A 17166-nucleotide genomic window follows, 5' to 3' on the forward strand; every position below is an offset into this window, starting at 1 on the left:
AAAAGCGTCATCTGTTTGCGCTTATATTTCGGCCGTTGGCCAATCGTCTCCGGTCGTACGGGAGCGACGAGGAAGCAACGCAGCGGGGGCATCCGCAGCGTTGCCCCCTCCAAGCGAAAACAACGGCAGGAGAAAGAAATGAACGGTAATTCGGCGCTGATACTGGCGCTCGTATGCGGCCTCGCGGCCGTGGCGTATGGCTTCTGGGCCCGCGGCTGGATCCTCTCGCAGGACGCCGGCAATGCCCGCATGCAGGAGATCGCGGCGGCCATCCAGGCCGGCGCAGCAGCCTACCTCGCGCGGCAATACAAGACGATCGCCATCGTGGGCGTCGTGCTCGCCATCCTCATCGGTGTCTTCCTCGACGGCCAGACGGCCGTGGGCTTCATCATCGGCGCGCTCCTGTCCGGCGCCTGCGGCTTCATCGGCATGAACGTCTCGGTGCGCGCCAACGTGCGCACGGCCCAGGCCGCGACGCGCGGCATCGGCCCGGCGCTCGACGTCGCCTTCCGCGGCGGCGCCATCACCGGCATGCTGGTAGTGGGCCTCGGCCTGCTGGGCGTGACCGGCTTCTACTGGTTTCTCGCGGGGAACGGCAACCTGACGCCCGACCGCAACCTCGCGGCAATCCTCAACCCGCTCATCGGCTTCGCGTTCGGCTCCTCGCTGATCTCGATCTTCGCGCGCCTCGGCGGCGGCATCTTCACCAAGGGCGCCGACGTCGGCGCGGACCTGGTGGGCAAGGTGGAAGCCGGCATCCCCGAGGATGACCCGCGCAATCCCGCCGTGATCGCGGACAACGTGGGCGACAACGTCGGCGACTGCGCCGGCATGGCGGCCGACCTGTTCGAGACCTACGCCGTGACGCTGATCGCGACCATGGTGCTGGGCGCCCTGCTCATCTCCAGCTCGGGCACCGCCGCGGTGATGTACCCGCTGGCGCTGGGCGGCGTGTCGATCATCGCGTCGATCATCGGCTGCTTCTTCGTCAAGGCGAAGACCGGGATGGTCAACGTCATGCCCGCGCTGTACCGGGGCCTCGCGGTGGCCGGCGTGCTGTCGCTGATCGCGTTCTACTTCGTCACCGCATGGCTCATGCCCGACAACGCGGTCACGGCGACGGGCACGCAGATGCGCCTGTTCGGCGCGTGCGCCGTCGGCCTCATCCTCACCGGCGCGCTGGTCTGGATCACCGAGTTCTACACCGGCACGCAGTACTCGCCGGTGCGCCACATCGCGCAGGCGTCGACCACCGGCCACGGCACGAACATCATTGCGGGCCTGGGCGTGTCCATGCGTTCCACCGCCTGGCCCGTGATCTTCGTGTGCATCGCGATCCTGGTGGCGTTCAAGCTGGCAGGCCTCTATGGCATCGCCATCGCCGCGACCTCCATGCTGAGCATGGCCGGCATCGTGGTGGCGCTCGACGCCTACGGCCCGATCACGGACAACGCCGGCGGCATCGCCGAAATGGCGGACCTGCCGTCCTCCGTGCGCGACATCACCGACCCGCTCGACGCCGTCGGCAACACGACGAAGGCCGTGACCAAGGGCTATGCCATCGGCTCCGCCGGCCTGGCCGCACTGGTGCTCTTCGCGGACTACACGCACAAGCTCGAGAGCTTCGGCCAGTCGATCAGCTTCGACCTGTCCGACCCGATGGTGATCGTGGGCCTGTTCATCGGCGGCCTGATCCCCTACCTCTTCGGCGCGATGGCGATGGAGGCCGTGGGCCGGGCCGCGGGCTCGGTGGTGGTGGAAGTGCGCCGCCAGTTCCGCGAGATCAAGGGCATCATGGAAGGCACGGCCAAGCCCGAATACGGCGTGGCGGTGGACATGCTGACCCGCGCCGCCATCAAGGAAATGATGATCCCGTCGCTCCTGCCGGTGGTGGTGCCGATCATCGTCGGCCTCGCACTCGGCCCGAAGGCGCTCGGCGGCCTGCTGATGGGCACGATCGTGACGGGCCTGTTCGTCGCGATCTCGATGTGCACCGGCGGCGGCGCCTGGGACAACGCGAAGAAGCTGATCGAGGACAACTTCGTCGACAAGGACGGCGTGACGCACAAGAAGGGCGGCGAGACGCACAAGGCCGCCGTCACCGGCGACACCGTCGGCGACCCGTACAAGGACACCGCCGGCCCGGCCGTGAATCCGCTGATCAAGATCATCAACATCGTGGCGCTGCTCATCGTGCCGCTGGTGGTGAAGTTCCATACCGGCGACATGCCCGCGCCCGCGGCCCACGCGCCGGCGCCGATGACCGCGCCGTCGGCTTCGGGCCCGGTGACCCCTTCGAAGTAGATTCGGCCCGACGAAGGAAAGGCCCGCTCTGGCGGGCCTTTCTCTTTGCGCCCCACCCTGCCCGCGATAATCGCCGCACAAGGACCCATTGCAATGACCGATCTCGTCGTCCGCCGCCTGCTCGTCGACATGGAGCAGCCCATCGCCCGCCACTGGTGCGACGGCGACGCCTTCCGCTCCGCCCTCTTCAACGCGCTGTCGATGAGCTTTCCCGTCGGCGAGCAATTCTTCATCGACTCCGTGCGCAACGGCTTCAAGGCATTGCCGCCGGGCCAGCAGGCGCAGTTCGACGCCGAGGTGAAGGGCTTCATCGGCCAGGAGGCCACGCACCGCCGCCTCCATGCGCTGTACAACGCGCACCTGGACAAGCTGGGCCTCGTCAACGACTGGGCGCCCCGCGCGGCGGCGCGCATGAAGCTGCTCGACGGCTTGGACCCGCGCCACGCCGTGGCACTCACCGCGGCCAACGAGCACTTCACCGCCATCCTCGCGGACTGGATGCTTCGCAACCCGGACCTGCTCGGCACGCAGGACCCTCGCCTGGCCACACTCTGGCTGTGGCACAGCGCGGAGGAATCCGAGCACAAGAGCACCGCCTTCGACATCTACCGGGCCCTGGGCGGCGACCATGCGTGGCGGATCACCTGGTTCCGGCGCATCACCACGATCTTCCTGGGCGACACGTTGCGCCAGACCGTGGACAACCTGCGGCGCGACGGCACGCTGTGGAAGTTCGGCACCTGGAAGAGCGCGTGGACCACCCTCTTCGGACCGCGCGGGCTGGTGCGCGAAACCTGGCGGCCGTGGCGCGAATACCTGAAGCCGGACTTCCACCCGAACCAGCAGGACAGCACACTGTCCCGGCGCTGGCTCGCGGACAACGCGAGCCGCTACACCGCCGTCGGCGCCTAGGGACGCGGCACGCGGCTTCGCGCAAAATGGCGGGATGCAGCACCACTTCATCGCCAACCAGGCGCGTGCGACCGAGTCCGGGCGCACCATTCCCGTCATCGACCCCTCGGACGGCCAACCCTTCGACGAACTCCAGCGCGGGGACGCCGCGGACATCGACAGCGCCGTGCGCGCGGCGCGCCAGTGCTACGAGGGTGTCTGGAGCAGGCTGAACGCCGCGGAGCGCGGGCGCCTGCTGATGCGGCTCTCGGAGAAGATCGCGGCGCACGCCGACGAGCTCGCCGCGCTCGAGCAGCGCGATTGCGGCAAGCCCACCAAGCAGGCGCGCGCCGACGCGCTGGCGCTGGTGCGCTACTTCGAGTTCTACGCCGGCGCCTGCGACAAGCTGCACGGCGAAACGCTGCCCTACCTCGACGGCTACAGCGTCCTCACCTGGCGCGAGCCGCACGGAGTCACGGGCCACATCATTCCCTGGAACTACCCGATGCAGATTTTCGGGCGCAGCGTGGGCGGCGCACTCGCGGCAGGCAACGTCTGCGTGGTGAAGCCTTCGGAAGACGCCTGCCTGTCGCTGATCCGCGTCGCGCAACTCGCCGCGGAAGCGGGCTTTCCCGCCGGTGCGATCAACATCGTCACGGGCTATGGCCACGAGGTCGGCGACGCGCTGGCGCGGCACCACGGGATCGACCACATCAGCTTCACCGGCAGCCCGAGCGTGGGCACGCTGATCCAGCAGGTCGCGGCGCAGCGCCATTGCCCCGTCACGCTGGAGCTCGGCGGCAAGAGCCCGCAGATCATCTTCGAGGACGCGGACCTGGACGCCGCCTTGCCCATGGTCATCAATGCGATCGTGCAGAACGCCGGGCAGACCTGCTCGGCCGGCTCGCGCCTCCTGGTGCAGCAGCCGATCTACGAGGCCCTGCTCGACCGGCTGGGCGGCATGTTCGCGAACCTGCGCGTCGGCCCCGCCGCGATGGACCTCGACGTCGGTCCGCTGATCCGCGCGAGCCAGCAGCAGCGCGTGTGGGACTTCCTGTCGGACGCGCAGGTCGCGAACATCGCGATGGTCGCGCAGGGCCAGGTGGTCGACGAAGCGCCCGAAACGGGCTTCTACCAGGCGCCCACGCTGCTACGGGACGTCCCGGTGGATCACCGCCTCGCGCAGGAAGAAGTGTTCGGCCCGGTCCTCGCGGCCATGAGTTTCAGGGACGAGGACGACGCGGTGCGCCTGGCCAACGCCACCCAATTCGGGCTCGTCGCCGGCATCTGGACACGCGACGGCGGGCGGCAGCTGCGCATGGCCAAACGCGTGAAGAGCGGCCAGGTGTTCATCAACAACTATGGCGCGGGCGGCGGCGTGGAATTGCCCTTCGGCGGCGTGAAGTCATCGGGCTACGGGCGCGAGAAGGGCTTCGAAGCCCTGTACGGATTCACGACCCTCAAGACCGTGGCGATCAAGCACAGCTGAAGCAAACGACAAATCAGGAGCATCTCCATGCGAGTCAAGGACAAATCCATCATCGTCACCGGCTCCGGGGGCGGCATCGGCGAAGGCATCGCCAAACGCCTCGCGGAGGAAGGCGCGAAGGTCATCGTCAACGACATCAACGCGGCCCTCGGCGAGAAAGTCGCCGCGCAGATCGAGGCCGCGGGCGGCACCGCATCCTTCTTCGCGGCGGACGTCACGAAGTCCGCCGACATGAAGGCGCTCGTCGACGCGGCCGTGTCGCGCCACGGCAAGCTCGATGCGATGGTCAACAACGCCGGCTGGACGCACCGCAACCGCCCCGCGCTCGAAGTGAGCGAGGACGAGTTCGACAAGTGCTTCGCGGTGAACATGAAGAGCATCTACCTCTCCACGATCCACGCCGTGCCCGCCTTCCGCGCGAACAAGGGCGGCAGCTTCATCAACATCGCGTCGACCGCGGGCATCCGCCCCCGCCCCGGCCTCGCCTGGTACAACGGCTCCAAGGGCGCGGTGATCACCACCAGCAAGTCGCTCGCGGCCGAGTTCGGCCCTGACAACATCCGGGTCAACTGCATCAACCCCGTGTTCAACCCCGACACCGGCCTGTCCGCCGAATTCGCGGGCGGCCCCGTGGACGAGGCGCGCCGCGCCAAATTCCTCGCGTCCATCCCGCTGGGCCGTTTTTCGACCGCGCTGGACGTCGCCAATGCGGCGCTCTACCTTGCGAGCGACGAAGCCGCGTTCATCTCGGGCGTGTGCATCGAGGTTGACGGCGCGCGCTGCGTGTAGGGTTGCTCGCGCAGGGCGACAATAGCGCCATGGCCGAGCGCGTCATTCCCCTCGTCGACCAGCGTGTCCGCACGCTGGCCGCCGGCGTGCCGCCCCGTGCCATCCCCGCGACGGGCCTGCTCGCCGATGCGCTGGGCCGGCCGCTGCGCGACCTGCGCATCAGCGTCACGGACCGCTGCAACTTCCGCTGCAGCTACTGCATGCCCAAGGAAGTCTTCGACAAGGACTACCCTTACCTGCCGCATTCGGACCTGCTCACCTTCGAGGAAATCACCCGCGTGGCCAGGCAGTTCGTGGCGCACGGCGTGCAGAAGATCCGGCTCACGGGCGGCGAGCCGCTCCTGCGCAAGAACATCGAGATCCTCATCGGCCAGCTGGCAGCCCTGCGCACCGTGGAGGGCGCGCCGCTCGACATCACGCTCACCACGAACGGCTCGCTGCTCGCGCGCAAGGCACGGTCCCTGAAGGACGCGGGCCTGCAACGCGTCACCGTGAGCCTCGATGGGCTCGACGACACGGTGTTTCGCCGCATGAACGACGTGGACTTCCCCGTCGCCGAAGTGCTCGCGGGCATCCATGCCGCGCAGGAAGCCGGCCTCGGCCCGATCAAGGTGAACATGGTGGTGCAGCGCGGCACCAACGAGCACGAAATCCTGCCGATGGCGCGCCGCTTCAAGGGCACGGGCATCGTGCTGCGCTTCATCGAATACATGGATGTCGGCGCCACCAACGGCTGGCGCATGGACCAGGTGCTGCCCTCTGCGGAAGTCGTGAAGCTGATCCACGCGCAGATGCCGCTGGTGCAGCTCGAACCTTCCGCGCCCGGCGAGACCGCGGAGCGCTGGGGCTATGCGGATGGCGGCGGCGAGATCGGCGTGATCAGCAGCGTGACGCAGGCCTTCTGCGGCGACTGCAACCGCGCGCGCCTCTCCACCGAAGGCCAGCTCTACCTGTGCCTCTTCGCCACGCAGGGCCACGACTTGCGCTCGCTGGTGCGCGGTGGTGCGACCGACGAGCAACTCGCCTCGGCCATCGGGCAGATCTGGCACCGCCGGGACGACCGGTACTCGCAGCTGCGCGCTTCCATGCCCGCCGACACCGGCACGGGCGCGCGTCGTGTGGAAATGAGCTACATCGGTGGCTGATATCACCCCCATTCCGCTCGAAGACATCACAGGCGTCGTGCTCGCGGGCGGCCGCGGCTCGCGCATGGGCGGCGTCGACAAGGGGCTGCAGAACTTCAACGGCATGCCCCTCGCGCTGCACACGCTCATGCGCCTGTCGCCGCAGGTCGGCGCGGCCATGATCAACGCGAACCGAAACCTCGGCGCCTACGAATCGTTCGGCGTGCCCGTCTGGCCCGATGTGCTGGCCGATTACGCGGGCCCGCTGGCGGGCTTTCTCACTGCCCTGGAGCGCTGCGAAACGCCGTGGCTCGTCACCGTGCCATGCGACACGCCGCTCTTCCCGCAGGACTTCGTGGCGCGGCTCGCCGCCGGCGCGGCGGCCCAGGGCGCGGAGATCGCGATGGCGGCTGCCCGGGAGGAAGACGGGCAACTGCGCAACCAGCCGGTTTTTTGCCTGCTGCGCGTCGAATTGCTGGAAAGCCTCGTGCAGTTCACGCATGACGGCGGCCGCAAGATCGACGCGTGGACGGGCCGGCACAAGACGGCCATCGTGCCGTTCGACGCTCCGGGCGACGACCCCCGCGCCTTCTACAACGCCAACACCCTCGGCGAGCTGCACCGGCTCGAACACCCGTGAAGACCATCGCGCAGGTCGCCGCCGAGCTGCAGGGCTACGACCCGCAGGCGCTCTCCGCCGACGCGGTCAACGAATTCCTCGCCCGGCTCGTGACACCCACCGCGGACACACAGGAAGTGCCGCTTTTCGATGCGCTCGGGCGCGTGCTCGCCACCGACCTCGTCTCCCCGATCAGCGTCCCCCCGCACGACAACTCCGCCATGGACGGATTCGCCTTCGACGGCGCGCTGCTGTCGCAGGGCGAATCGATCACGCTCGACATCGTGGGAACCGCGCTCGCGGGCAAGGCCTGGCAGGGAAGCGTCGGCCACGGGCAAGGCGTGAAGATCATGACGGGCGCGATCATGCCCGCCGGCATGGACACGGTGGTGCCGCAGGAATTCACGCAGGCCGCACCGGACGGCCGCATCACGTTCGCCTCGACAGCGGTGCGGCCCGGCGACAACCGCCGCCTCGCGGGCGAGGACCTGATGCAGGGTCGGCCGGCCCTGCGCGCAGGAGAGGTCCTCGGACCGGCCGCGTGCGGGCTCATCGCGAGCCTCGGCATTCCCCGCGTGCGCGTCATGCGCCGCCTGCGCGTGGCCTACTTCTCCACCGGCGATGAAATCCTGAGCCTCGGCGAGCCGCCGCGCGAGGGCGCCGTCTACGACAGCAACCGCTACACCGTCTTCGGCCTGCTCACGCGCCTGGGCTGCGAGGTCATCGACATGGGCGTCGTGCGCGATGACCCCGCGAAGCTCGAGGCCGCGTTCAGCGAGGCCGCGGCAGGCGCCGACGCGATCATCACCAGCGGCGGCGTGAGCGTCGGCGAGGCCGACTACACCAAGGCCATGATGAGACAGCTCGGCGACGTCGCTTTCTGGCGCATCGCCATGCGCCCCGGCCGCCCGATGGCGGTCGGGCGCCTCGGCTCGTCCATCCTCTTCGGCCTGCCCGGCAACCCGGTCGCGGTGATGGTCACCTTCCTCGCCTTCGTCAAGCCGGCCCTGCTGCGCATGATGGGCGCGGCGGCACAGCCCGCGCCGCTGCTGCAGGCGCGCAGCGAGGAGCCCATACGCAAGAAGGCGGGGCGCACCGAATACCAGCGGGGGCTGGTGACTCGCGCCCCGGATGGCGGGTTGCAGGTTCGCACCACCGGCAACCAGGGCTCCGGCGTCCTGAGCTCCATGGTCCACGCCAACGGCCTGATCGTGCTGCACCACGGCCAGGGCGATGTCGCCGCGGGGGAAGCCGTGGACGTCCTGATGTTCGACGGCGCGATCTGACCGGACCCGTCACAGTTACCAGCCGTTTCGACCGCAATCGGCGGCCCCACGGTACACTCCTGCCGAGCCAGCGCCACCGCGCGCCGGCCCCGTCAAACCGCACGCAGAGGCGGCTCGATCAGGAGGATTCATGTATTCGGTATTACCCGCCGTCGTGTCCGCCCTTTTCCTGGGCTACGGCCTCTATGTGGTCGCCGAAAAGGGCTTCAGCCGCGTCAGCACGAGCTTCTTCATCCTGTGCGTCACCACGTTCTTCTGGCAGGGCGTGTGGGCGGTGCTGTTCCAGGTGCAGGACCCTGCCATCGCGCGCATCCTCGTCAAGACGGGCTACCTGCTGATCATCTTCCTGCCCACCAGCCTCTACTGGTTCCTCGCGGAAATCTCCGAGCGGCCCGGCGAGAGGAAATGGGTGACGGCTTCCTACGCCGTCGCCGCCGTGCTGGGGGTCTTCGACGTCACGACGGACCTCTTCGTCGACGGCTGGTACCACTATTTCTTCGGCTACTACCCGAAGGCGGGGGTGCTGCATCCCCTGCACGTCCTGCAGACGGTGATCGTGGTCAACCGCGGCCTGTACATCACGTTCCTGCAGCAAAAGAGCGCGCAGCCCGGACGCCGCGTCCAGTTGCGCATGTGCATCGCCAGCCTGTTCGTGTACTTCGTCGCCGCGGTGGACTACCTGTGCAATTACGGCCTGGAGTTCTATCCCCCCGGCGTGGTGTTCATCGCCATCAGCCTGGGGCTGATCGCGGTGGCGGTCACCCGCTACGAGCTCATGAGCCCGATCGCCGTCGCGGCGACCGTCGCGCACGAGATGCGCACACCGCTCGCCTCGATCCGCATGCAGGCCGACGCCCTCACGCAGTACCTGCCCGACCTGCACAAGGGCTACGAGCTCGCCGTCGCGCACGGCCTGTGCGAGCCGGCGTTCCATCCGTCCGCATCGAAGCGGCTGGCGGACCTCTCCCACGGCATCCGCCACCAGGTGGACCGCTCCAATACCGTGATCGACATGATGCTGGCTTCGGCGCGCATGGAACAGATCGACCCGTCCGACTTCGCATCGCATTCCGCGAGCGCCTGCGTCGCCGAGGCGATCGAGACCTACCCCTTCGGCAAGGGCGAGCGAGACCGCGTGAGCGTCTCGGTCGCGGGCGACTTCGACTTCCACGGCTCCAACTCGTTGATGGTCTACGTCCTCTTCAACCTGCTGAAGAATTCGCTGTATGCGCTCAAGGCCGCCGGCAAGGGGGACATCTCCATCGCCGTCACCTCCAGCGCGGGGCGCAATGCCGTCGTCTTCACCGACACGGGCAGCGGCATCCCCGCCGCCACCGTCCCGAGGATCTTCGACGCGTTCTTCACCACCAAGAAAAGCGCCGGGGCCGGCATCGGCCTCGCCTTCTGCCGGCGGGTGGTGCAGTCGTTCGGCGGGCAGATGCGCTGCGAATCCCGCGAGGGCGAGTGGACGCGCTTCACCCTCGAATTCCCGCTCGCCGGCTCCACGGCCGCCGCGCGCGGCCAGCGGGCGCAAGTGCCCGCCGCCTGAGCGTCAGTTCTTCACCGCGTTCACCGGGAGCTCGTACTCCCGCACCTTGGACAGCACATGTTCCGGCAGGCGCTGGATGCGCTTGTCCTGCCGCGCGAACACGATCTGCTGGTAGCCGGTGGACACGACCTGGCCCGCCACCAGGAACTGGAACAGCAGGTAGAACGAACACTGCTTCACGTCGAAGGTGTTGAGCTGGCATTCCACCGACTGGAAGGGAAAGGTCTCCTGCACGTATTCCTGGTGCGCGCGCTTCGTGATGAACACCCCCATGGACTGCAGCATGTCGGCCGAGATGCACTGGTGGAACCAGCGCTCCCGGCAGATACCCTGCCACTCGAAGTAGCGTGAGAAATAAGTATTCGCGTAGGCGTTGGAATCCTTGAGGTAGATGTCGATCGTGTGCCGGAACGTCTTGGAGGCCCGGAGCTGGGGGAGCGGCTGCGGCGCGGGGCCGGGATGGAAAACGGGATGCCTGACGGTGTCTGCTACTAGCATGACTCTCTCCTGAACGTAGTTGAAATGGGCACGCGTGCGCAGCGCGCACGCGCGATGACGCCCAACTTCGGGCGGCACCCCATCAATCTACATTTCAAGCGGGCTCTTGTCGCGAAGCCGTTTTCAGCGCCAGTCGGCCCTGCCGAAGCCGTCGTGCCCGAGCAGGGTATAGAAGATGCCGAAGGTGCCGCGCGTCTGCGTGCGGCTGCCCAGCGCCGTGGAGGTGGCGTCCCGGCGGTTCCAGAGGTACTTGAAGGTCACCGCGTGCGGGCCCTTCACGCGCGCCGTGAAGGCCGCGTCCACGCGAACGATGTTGTCGTGCCCGCCCGGCCCGCTCTGCGCCTTGTTGACGAAATACTCGCGCCCGGTCAGGTCGAAGGAATAGCTGTCGCCGTGGATGATGCGCAGCGCCGCCAGCGCCTGGGGCGACACGCCATAGTGGTAGTCCTCCGCCACCCCGTTGAGCGCCCCCACCGCCGCATACCCGACGCCCGCGAGCACGGTGCCCTGGACGGCGATCCGGTCGCTCGCGCGCCACTCGCCGGTCGTCCCGAGCGACACCGCCGTCGTGGAGATCCGGAAGGTCTGCGGCGACACATAGTCGTAGGTGCCGTAGGCGCCCCAGACGCCGCGGTAGTCCTTGCCGACCTCGTAGTCGCGCCCCGCGAGGAGGCCGCGCGTCAGCACGCTTTCGAAGTTGCCGGCGGTGGTCGCCGTCGCCTCGAAGGCGAAATAGTCGAAGGGGCGGCGGTACTGGTAGCCCGGCTTGCCCGGCATCCCGTAGTCGAGGGCGAAGTTCGCCTGGAGCTCGTTGCGGTGCAGGAGCGAGGACAGGCCGGAACGGTTCTGCGCCGTCCCCATGGCGCCGACCTGCAGGCGGCTGTAATACGGTGCCTGGCGGCTGTCGAAGATCGCGCCGAGGTTCTTGCCGTACACCAGCCGGTTGAAGCCGTTGGACGGCGAGATGATCGCCGCGCCCGTCTCGCGCCAGAACGGCGACACGCCGCCGCCGTGTTCGAGCAGCAGGTTGGCCATGCGGTACAGCGCTTCGCCGAGGAAGCTGCCGCCGATGCCGGAGGCGACCTGGTCGTTGCGCGAGGGCCTGGTCTGTTCGCCCGCGATTTCCCAGCCGGCGCTGCCCACGAAGGTGAGGCCCATCGCTGGCCAGAAGTCCAGGCCCGCGGAGCGGCCGAAGCCGTGATACATCGAACCCTGGTACGGGTGGCCGAGCTGGTTGACCTTGAACGGGTCCGCGTCGACCACCCAGCTGCTGTGCAGGTTGCGGCGGATCGAATCGAGGCTCACGTCGTAATCGGTGACGCCGCTGAAGCGGTGGTTGTAGCGGTTGAGCAGGAAGTCGAACCCGAAGATCTCGAGCGCCGGCACCGTGTAGCCGGGCGCGGGCGGCGTGTCGTCCTTCGTCTCGGGCGGGGCCGTCTGCGCGGCGCACACGCCCGTCGCGAAACACAGCAGCGCGGCCATGGCGCGCAGGAAGGACGGCACGCATGAGTTGTTCATGCAGCCGATGATCTCAGAGGCTGAGCCTGGGCTGACGCCATGCCGCGTCGCTTGCGGCGTTGTCCTACAACCCGCCGGTACGGGGCTGCGTTGTTCAGAGGTCGGATCGCCGACGCCCTTTCAAACACCTGGAGTAACTCATGAAGAAGACCATCCTCGCCATCGCCAGCGCCCTGTGCCTGGGCCTCGTTTCCACCGCCGGTTTCGCAGCCTCGCACACCGGCGCTCCCATGAAGGGCGCGTCCGCCCCGATGGCATCCGCTTCGGGCAGCAAGTCCACCACCGCCCCGATGGCCGGCAGCACGTCCGCCGCCACCACCACGGCCGCCGCCGGCACGATGTCCAAGGACGAAGCCAAGGCCGCCAAGAAGAAGGCCGAAGCCGACTACAAAGCCGCCAAGGCCGCCTGCAAGCCGATGAAGGGCGCGGAAGCCAAGGCCTGCAAGAAGGAAGCCAAGGCCAACCACGAAAAGGCCGAAGCCGACATCAAGGCAGCCGCGAAGAAGTAATTCGCGCGCCTGTGCTCAGCCCAGCCTGAGCACGGCGATCGGCGGGAGGTCGCGGGAGAGGCATCGCCAGGTGCCTCCCGCGTCCTCGCTGATCCACAACCCTCCGGTGGTCGATCCCATCGCGAGCGTCTCACCCGTGCTGTCGGCCACCAACGCGTGCCGGTAGACGAGGTGGAACGCGTCCTGCTGCGGCAGGCCCTCCCCATGCACCGTGAACGTGGCGCCCCCATCGCGCGTCTGCGTCACGACCATCCTGCCGTCCACCGGCATGCGCTGCGCGTCCGAATGCGCGGGCGCGAACCATGCGCGTTCCGGATCGGCCGGATGCGCGACGACAGGAAAGCCGAAGCCGCTCGGCTGGGGCGACGCGATCGCCTCCCACCTCTCCCCGCCGTTGGTCGAACGGAAGATCCCGCCGTGATGCTGGCACCACAAGGCGTCGGGCTGCGCGCCGCATTGCGCGAGGCAATGCACGTCCTGGATGTTCGGGTCCTCGCGCCGCTCGGGCGGCATGAAGTCGGCGAACATGCCCGAGGAGGTGTTGTCCCAGGTCTTCCCGCCGTCGCGGGTCTGCCAGACGCCGCCGCAGGAGATCGCGATCGTCACATGCGACGAGTCGCGCGGGTCCACGAGGATCGAGTGGATGCCCGGCCAGTCGTAGCCGCCGCCGAACCACAGCTTGCGCTCCGGCCGCAGCCACAGGCTCTCGACCAGCTGCCAGCTCGCGCCGCCGTCGCGCGAGGTGAAGAGGCCCGCCGGCAGGCAACCCGCCCAGAGGCGCCCGTCGGGCGAGGCCGCGAGCGACCAGACCTGGTCCACCGTCCAGGGCATCGTGTCGTCCTTCCACTCGCCTTCGGTGGGCTTGGGCGGGAATGCGGGCGCCGCGACTTCCTTCCAGTCGGCGCCGGCGCCGTCGGTGCATTTCCACACCTTCACGCCGAAGTGACCGAGCCGCAGCGCGGCGTGCCAGGCGCCGTCGTACGGGTTGGCGAGGAACTGCGTGACGGGCTCGCCCGGAAAGCGCGGGGCGCCGAGGCGCCAGCCGTCGTCGAGCCTGGTGGCGACGAAGAGCCCCTTGCGGGTCCCGACCCAGAGCGTGCGTGCCGATGCCATGCCGTCAACCTCCTGTGAGCGCCTGGATCACCATGACCTTGTCGTCTTCCGCAAGCGCAATGTCCAGCCGCGCGCGGTCGGCGATCATGGCCGCGTTGACGAAAACGGCCACATGCTTGCGCACGCAGCCCTGCTCGTCAAGCACGTAGTTGCGCATGGCGGGGGCGGCTTCGAAAGCCGCGGAAAGCGCGTCGCGCAGGGTGGCAGCCTCCACGCGCTGGGGCGGGCAGGCGACGTGACGGGTCAGCGCAGGGGCAAATTCGACCGTGGGCATGTTGCGTCCAAAAAAAATCCCGGACGTCTACTTCGCAATCAGCCCGCCACCCTCCGCCTTCGGAAAAAGCCGCTTGCCGATCGCATCGAGGTCCTGCACCGGCCCGCGACCGCTGTAGCGGTCCAGTGCCAGGTAGATCGCCGGGGTGATGTACAGCGTGATCACCTGCGAGAAGATCAGCCCGCCCGCGACCGCCAGGCCCAGGGGCTGGCGCAGCTCGGCGCCCGCGCCCAGGCCCAGGGCCATCGGCAAGGCACCCATCAGCGCGGCCATCGTGGTCATCAGGATCGGGCGGAACCGAAGGCGGCACGCCTCGCGGATCGCGTCGGGTGGCGACATGCCCTGCGTGCGCTGCGCGTGCAGCGCGAAGTCGATCATCATGATCGCGTTCTTCTTCACGATGCCGATCAGCATCAGGATGCCGATGGTCGCGATCAGCGTGAGGTCGAAGCCGAAGATCTTCAACGCGAGAAGTGCACCGACAGTGGCCGACGGCAGGCCCGCGAGAATCGTGAGCGGATGGATGTAGCTCTCGTACAGCACGCCCAGCAGCACGTAGATCACGAGCAGCGCGGTGACCAGGAGGATGGCCTGGCTGCCCTGCGAATCCTGGAACACCGCCGCATCGCCGCCGTAGCTGGTGATGATGCTCGGGGGCAGCTTCAGCTCCTGCTTGAACCGGTCGATCTTGTCCGTCGCGACGCCCAGCGGCGTGTCCGGGGCGAGGTTGAAGGAGATCGTGATCGCCTGCAGCTGGCCCTGGTGGTTCACCGCCGTGGGACCCACCGTGCGTTCGACCGTCGCGATGGAAGACAGCGGCACCAGCGCGCCGCTCTTGCCGCGCAGGTTGATGGTCGCGAGGCCCGCCTCGAATCGGCGGTCCGCGTCCGCCGCCTCCAGGATGACCGAGTAGCTGTTGGCGGCGCTGTAGATGGTGGACACCTGGCGCTCGCCGAACGCGTCGTACAGCGCGTTGCGCACGTCGCCGATCTGCACGCCCAGCAGGTTGGCCTTGTCCCGATCGATGCGCAGCGACGCCTGCAGGCCGCGGTTCTGCGAATCGCTCGTGATGTCGCGGAACGCCGGGTCGGCGCGCATGCGCTCCATCATCCGCGTGGACCAGTCGGACAGCGCATCCGCGCTCACGCTCTGCAGCGAGTACTGGTAACGGCTCTTGCTCTGCCGGCCGCCCAGGCGCAGGTTCTGCACCGGCTGCATGTACACCGCGATGCCGGGCACGCTGCGCGCGGCGCGCCGCAGCGAGTCCATCACCGCGGGCATCTTCGCGCGGTCGCCGCGGGGCTTGAGCACGATGAACATGCGCCCGCTGTTGAGCGTGCCGCCGCCGCCCGCGCCGATGAAGGACGTCATGTCCTGCACGTTCGGGTCGGCCTTGAGCGCCGCGGCGACGCGGTCCTGCAGTTCGAGCATCGCGGGGAAGGAGATGTCCTCCGACGCCTCCGTGGTCACCTGGATCTGCCCGATGTCTTCCTCGGGGAAGAAGCCCTTGGGCATGGTCGTCGCGAGCCAGCCCGTGAGCACGAAGGTGCCGAGCGCGACCAGCAGCATGAGGGTGCGATGGCCGAGCGTCCAGTCGAGCGTGCGCATGTAGAAGCCGTGCACGCCGCGGAACATCCGCTCGAACGTGCGGCCGACCCAGCCGCCCGGCGCGTGGACCTTGCCGTCCGCCTCGTGCCCGTGGTCCGCGCCGTCGCCCTCCTCCGGCTTGATGAAGCGGCTGGCCATCATCGGCACCAGAGTGAGCGACACCGCGGCGGACACCAGCACCGCCAGCGACACCACGACGGCGAATTCGTGGAACAGCAGGCCGATCACGCCGGGCATGAAGAAGATCGGGATGAACACCGCGACGAGCGACACGGAGATCGACACGATCGTGAAGCCCATCTCCCGCGCGCCCTGCAGCGAGGCCTTCATGGGCGCCATCCCGTCCTCGATGTGCCGCACGATGTTCTCCAGCACCACGATCGCGTCGTCCACCACCAATCCCACCGCGAGCGTGATGCCCAGCAGCGACACGTTGTCCAGGCTGTAGCCGAAGGCGTAGAGCAGCGACATGGCGCCGATCAGCGAGATCGGCATGGTCACCGCCGGGATGAGCGTCGCCATCACGCGGTGCAGGAACAGGTAGATCACCAGCACCACCAGCAGCACGGTGGCGGCCAGCGTGAGGTTCACGTCGTGCACGGCCTCGCGGATGGAGGTGGAGCGGTCGTTGAGCACCGTGATGTTGATCGACTGCGGCAGCTGCGCGCGAAAGAGCGGCAGCAGCTTCTTGACCGAGTCCACCACCTGCACCGTGTTCGCGTTCGGCTGGCGCTGGACGGACAGCAGGATCGCGCGCTGCCCGTTGTAGCTGGCGGAAGTCTTCACGGACTCGTAGCTGTCTTCCACGGTCGCGACTTCCGACAGGCGCACCGGCGCCCCGTTGCGCGAGGCGATGATGATCTCGGAGAACTCCTTGGCGTTGCGCATCTGCGCGTTGGCCTGGATCGTGAGGGTCTGGCGCGGCCCGTCGAGCACGCCGATCGGCGTGTTGGAGTTGGACGACTTGATCGCGGCCGCGAGCTCCTCGAGCGTGATGCCGCGCGCGTTCAGCATCTCGGAATTCGCGCGCACACGCACCGCGAAACGCTTCTGGCCGTTGACGTTCACTTGCGCCACGCCGTCGATCGTCGAGAGCGTCGGCGCAATCAGGTTCTCGGCGTAGTCGTTGAGCTCCGAGAGGCCCATGGACGGCGAGTCGAGCGCGATGAAGAGCACCGGCGCATCGGCGGGGTTCACCTTGCGGTAGGACGGCAGCTGCGTCAGCTCCGCAGGCAGCTGGCGCTGCGCGCGCAGCAGCGCGGCCTGCACGTCGACGGCGGCGGCGTCGATGTCGCGGGAGGATTCGAACTCCAGCGTGATCTGGCTGATCCCCAGGGTGTTGGTCGAGCTGATCAGCTTCAACCCCGCAATGGTGGAGAACTGCTTTTCCAGCGGGAGCGCGACGGAGGCCGCCATGGTGTCGGGGCTCGCGCCGGCGAGCTGCGCGTTCACGGAAATGACGGGCGTGTTGTAGCTGGGCAGCGCCGCGATCGGGATGCGCAGGTAGGCCAGGATGCCCGCGACCACGAGCGCCGCGCTGAGCAGCACCGTCATCACGGGACGCCGGATGCACAGCTCGGAGATGTTCATGCCTC

14 protein-coding genes are annotated in these 17166 nt (G+C 68.2%); 9 read left to right on the forward strand and 5 right to left on the reverse strand.

Going from position 1 to position 17166, the window contains the following annotated elements; genetic code table 11:
* Positions 1-138: 138 nt before the first annotated feature.
* The 8 genes from I5803_RS03900 (at position 139) to I5803_RS03935 (ending at position 10051) form a co-directional block, all read left to right on the forward strand.
* Positions 139-2304, forward strand: a complete 2166-nt coding sequence (locus I5803_RS03900; protein ID WP_196985094.1) for a sodium-translocating pyrophosphatase — start codon at positions 139-141, stop codon at positions 2302-2304.
* A gap of 93 nt (positions 2305-2397) precedes the next feature.
* Positions 2398-3216: a metal-dependent hydrolase gene (locus I5803_RS03905; protein ID WP_196985095.1), complete on the forward strand. Its 819-nt coding sequence runs from the start codon at positions 2398-2400 to the stop codon at positions 3214-3216.
* A 34-nt stretch (positions 3217-3250) separates the two neighbouring features.
* A complete protein-coding gene (locus I5803_RS03910) occupies positions 3251-4684 on the forward strand; it encodes an aldehyde dehydrogenase family protein (protein WP_196985096.1) in 1434 nt (477 codons plus the stop codon).
* Between the two features lie 27 nt (positions 4685-4711).
* The gene (locus I5803_RS03915; RefSeq protein WP_196985097.1) at positions 4712-5473 is read left to right on the forward strand and encodes an SDR family oxidoreductase; all 762 of its coding nucleotides are present in this window, start codon (positions 4712-4714) and stop codon (positions 5471-5473) included.
* 29 nt (positions 5474-5502) lie between these two features.
* Positions 5503-6618 carry a GTP 3',8-cyclase MoaA gene (gene moaA / locus I5803_RS03920; RefSeq protein ID WP_196985098.1) on the forward strand — a complete coding sequence of 372 codons (1116 nt, stop codon included), beginning with the start codon at positions 5503-5505 and terminating at the stop codon, positions 6616-6618.
* Positions 6611-7237 carry a molybdenum cofactor guanylyltransferase MobA gene (gene mobA / locus I5803_RS03925; protein WP_354001617.1) on the forward strand — a complete coding sequence of 209 codons (627 nt, stop codon included), beginning with the start codon at positions 6611-6613 and terminating at the stop codon, positions 7235-7237. Before moaA ends, mobA begins: the two co-directional genes overlap by 8 nt.
* Positions 7234-8502 carry a molybdopterin molybdotransferase MoeA gene (gene moeA, locus I5803_RS03930; protein ID WP_196985099.1) on the forward strand — a complete coding sequence of 423 codons (1269 nt, stop codon included), beginning with the start codon at positions 7234-7236 and terminating at the stop codon, positions 8500-8502. Before mobA ends, moeA begins: the two co-directional genes overlap by 4 nt.
* 130 nt (positions 8503-8632) lie before the next feature.
* Positions 8633-10051 carry a sensor histidine kinase gene (locus tag I5803_RS03935; protein ID WP_196985100.1) on the forward strand — a complete coding sequence of 473 codons (1419 nt, stop codon included), beginning with the start codon at positions 8633-8635 and terminating at the stop codon, positions 10049-10051.
* 3 nt (positions 10052-10054) lie between these two features.
* Here the strand turns inward: I5803_RS03935 and I5803_RS03940 are convergent, their stop codons facing one another.
* Both I5803_RS03940 and I5803_RS03945 read right to left on the reverse strand, forming a co-directional pair.
* Positions 10055-10549 (reverse strand): acyl-CoA thioesterase, encoded by a 495-nt coding sequence (locus I5803_RS03940; protein ID WP_196985101.1) that lies wholly within the window; start codon positions 10547-10549, stop codon positions 10055-10057.
* A 123-nt stretch (positions 10550-10672) separates the two neighbouring features.
* The gene (locus tag I5803_RS03945; RefSeq protein WP_196985102.1) at positions 10673-12067 is read right to left on the reverse strand and encodes a DUF3943 domain-containing protein; all 1395 of its coding nucleotides are present in this window, start codon (positions 12065-12067) and stop codon (positions 10673-10675) included.
* 140 nt (positions 12068-12207) lie between these two features.
* Here I5803_RS03945 and I5803_RS03950 point away from each other — a divergent pair, with 140 nt between their 5' ends.
* On the forward strand, positions 12208-12576 hold the full coding sequence (locus I5803_RS03950; RefSeq protein WP_196985103.1) for a cell envelope biogenesis protein TolA: 369 nt from the start codon (positions 12208-12210) through the stop codon (positions 12574-12576).
* Between the two features lie 15 nt (positions 12577-12591).
* Here I5803_RS03950 and I5803_RS03955 read toward each other — a convergent pair whose 3' ends face one another.
* Genes I5803_RS03955 through I5803_RS03965 form a run of 3 tightly spaced genes read right to left on the reverse strand, consistent with a single transcriptional unit; the run spans position 12592 to position 17161 of the window.
* Complete coding sequence (locus tag I5803_RS03955; protein WP_196985104.1) at positions 12592-13689, reverse strand: WD40/YVTN/BNR-like repeat-containing protein; 1098 nt, start codon at positions 13687-13689, stop codon at positions 12592-12594.
* A gap of 4 nt (positions 13690-13693) precedes the next feature.
* The gene (locus tag I5803_RS03960) at positions 13694-13963 is read right to left on the reverse strand and encodes a MoaD/ThiS family protein (protein WP_196985105.1); all 270 of its coding nucleotides are present in this window, start codon (positions 13961-13963) and stop codon (positions 13694-13696) included.
* A gap of 27 nt (positions 13964-13990) precedes the next feature.
* Entirely contained in the window at positions 13991-17161 is a 3171-nt protein-coding gene (locus tag I5803_RS03965) for an efflux RND transporter permease subunit (RefSeq protein WP_196985106.1), read from the reverse strand.
* Positions 17162-17166: the final 5 nt, after the last annotated feature.

The sequence above is a fragment of the Caenimonas aquaedulcis genome, assembly GCF_015831345.1.
Taxonomy (GTDB): Bacteria; Pseudomonadota; Gammaproteobacteria; order Burkholderiales; family Burkholderiaceae_C; genus Ramlibacter; species Ramlibacter aquaedulcis.